At 62.2% G+C, this 2,291-nt stretch carries 1 protein-coding gene; it reads left to right on the top strand.

The genetic code is table 11. From position 1 onward, the window contains the following. The first annotated feature begins 261 nt into the window (after positions 1-261). Positions 262-1,086, top strand: a complete 825-nt coding sequence (locus C8271_RS13630; RefSeq protein ID WP_138774592.1) for a DUF6318 family protein — start codon at positions 262-264, stop codon at positions 1,084-1,086. Positions 1,087-2,291 lie beyond the last annotated feature (1,205 nt).

The following is a 2,291-nucleotide window of genomic DNA, read 5'->3' as shown; positions in this document are numbered from 1 at the left end:
AACAGGGTTGGTCGGTCGGCAGCGTCAATTGTGTATAAGAGCCGGGGTAGGGCCTGGGCGGGGGTTGCCGGGGCACGGCCGGGCGTCCGGGCGCGTCCATGACCGCCTTGCCGATGCGAACGGTCCCAGCCGGGCATCTCTCGTGACGGGGACTCTCCCCGTGGGTGGGTTATCCACATCCTCGGCGGTCCCGTGGCGTGGGCTGGTGGGGTCTGCCTACCGTGCTGGTGTCCCCGAGCCCGGATGAGTCGAGGTCCCCGCATGCAGCGCAGCATCACCCCCGTCACACCCCGTCACGCCACGCATAGCAATCGTGATATCCCACCGCCCGAGGCAGTGCCGACCGACCCTGACGGTGCGCCGTCTGGCGCCGCGCACAGAGCCTCGACTGGCCTGCTGGCCGGTGCCACGCCTGCCCGCTCAGGGAGGCAGCGCCGTGGCGCACACGTGCTCGCAGCGTCCACCGCACTGGTACTTGCCCTGTCTGCCTGCGGTGGCAATGAGCCGCCCGATAACGGCCTAGACGGCACCATGCCCGATCTCAGTACCAGCAGCGACAACGGCGGCGCCAGCGACAACGGCGGGACCGACAACACAGCAGCAAGCGATGCAGGCGGTGACAGTACGGGCGAGGACCTCGCCGCCAGCATCCCCGCTCCCGACCCCGCCGACTACCCCGGCATGGACCAAAACACCCCCGAAGGCGCCGAACAAGCCTTCAAGTACTACATCGCCGTCCTCACCTGGGCACACCAGAGCGGGGACACCGAACTCGTTTCAACTCTCCACAGCGAAGACTGCAGCGATTGCGTGGAGTTTGAAGGGTATATTCAAGAGGCCCGCGAAGCAAATTTGCTCTGGCGTTCCGTGGAGCATCAAGCAGGCAAAAGCGTGATCTATGACTCAGATAAATATGATCACGAAATCGGCCTCTTCTTTATTCTTAGCGAACACCAAGAGCCCAACCATGACTATTCAGAGTACGCCACGGTACCCGAGTCTGAGATATTTGCAGTTGGCGGACTTGCCTGGGAAGAGGGACGATGGAAGCTTGCAGCGTACTCCTCAGACGTCAAGGAGATATGATGCACCAACGTTCCCCCAAACGGCCGAACGTGACTCCAGCTATCGTTGCCGTAATCCTAATCCTCTTCCTCTCCATTTCGGCAACACCGCACAGCGCTGCGGCGCCACTATACCCTGCAGCACCAAAAGAGGATCGAGAAACCCCATCCGCCCCACCTCAGGATGAGAAGACGGACACTGGCAATAATGATCAGCCGAAAAACCAGCCAGCCAGACGCGATTACAACACATCGCGGACAGGCAACAGTCTTGGAGCTAGCGCCTCGGAACGCCGCTCGTCGGCCCGCAAGGGCTCGAGCGGGAAGAACTCTTCAGGACACACCCGTACCTCTCGCAAGCAGTCACCTCCGACGGTGCGGACGGTCTGGCAGCGGCCCGAGGGCGGGGTCCGGTATGAGTGCGGGACACCGGGCGCCGGCCAGTGGTCATGCACCGTCCCGAAGAACTCGTGCGAAGCCGCGTATGTCCCGCCCCTGCATGGGCAGGGCGAGGACGGCCTGCTGATCAACCAACCACGACAGCGCGGCACAGCCGACCCGAACAAGATCACCCAACGCGGCACCCGGATCACCCTCGCCAACGGAGCACGAAAGGACCTGGGCCACCGCTGCATCACCCTCGGCACCCCCGGTGCCGCATCCGCCCCTGGTGCGCCGCCAGTGGTCATCACCGTCACCCGCGAGGACTTCGCCACCCTCCCCGTCCAACCGCTGAAGGCCACTGCAGGTCCTCCGGGAGGTTGGCTGCCGGTGAACATGGTCAACGTCCTGCACACCAACCCGGTCGAGCAAACCCTCGCAACGACACTGCTGGGAACCCCCGTGCAGATCAGGGCGATCCCCATCGAATACCACTGGGACCTCGGGGATGGGAACACCATCACCACCAGCAAACCCGGCAAGCCCTTCCCGTCCGAAGAGGTCACCTCCACCTACCGGTACGAGGGCTGGTACGACATCACACTGACCACCACATTCGCTGGCCAGTTCTCCATCAACGGCGGGCCCTGGCAAGACATCGACGGCACCATCACCATCACCAGCGACCCCGTCCCCCTGTACTCCGCAAGCCCTGCTTCTTATACACATCTCCGAGCCCACGAGACTAGGCATGAACTCGTATGCCGCCTTCTGCTTGAAAAAAAAAAAATATGCCCTCTTCTGCTTGAAAAAGAAAAACAAAAACAAAAAATATAGTATAGACTA

The sequence above is a fragment of the Brachybacterium timonense genome (assembly GCF_900258505.1).
GTDB classification, from domain to species: Bacteria; Actinomycetota; Actinomycetes; order Actinomycetales; family Dermabacteraceae; genus Brachybacterium; species Brachybacterium timonense.
The sequence above is the reverse complement of the archived record's forward strand: the minus strand, read 5'-3'. Positions and strand labels throughout refer to the sequence as shown.

Bases quoted from the DNA above. Each gene is read 5' to 3' on its own strand.
- C8271_RS13630 (WP_138774592.1), top strand. From the start codon at position 262: ATGCAGCGCAGCATCACCCCCGTCACACCCCGTCACGCCACGCATAGC.